We start from the raw sequence: 214 nt of genomic DNA, 5'->3' as shown, positions 1-214 counted from the left end.
GCCCACTCAGGCTGGGCCTCGATGGGGGCGGCGTCTTCCGACGTCGCCCACTCGGCCTGCGTGGCGACGGGTGCGGCTTCCTCGGTAGCCCACTCAGGCTGGGCCTCGATGGGGGCGGCGTCTTCCGACGTCGCCCACTCGGCCTGCGTGGCGACGGGTGCGGCTTCCTCGGTAGCCCACTCAGGCTGGGCCTCGATGGGGGCGGCGTCTTCCG

General features: G+C 73.8%; 1 protein-coding gene. It reads right to left on the bottom strand.

Annotated features, from left to right (window positions below; all coding sequences use genetic code 11):
* The coding region (locus D7V97_RS46420; protein ID WP_233583644.1) for a hypothetical protein at window positions 1–214 on the bottom strand (214 nt) is incomplete at both ends.

The sequence above is a fragment of the Corallococcus sp. CA053C genome (assembly GCF_003611675.1).
In the GTDB taxonomy this organism is placed as follows: domain Bacteria; phylum Myxococcota; class Myxococcia; order Myxococcales; family Myxococcaceae; genus Corallococcus.
The sequence above is the reverse complement of the archived record's forward strand: the minus strand, read 5'-3'. Positions and strand labels throughout refer to the sequence as shown.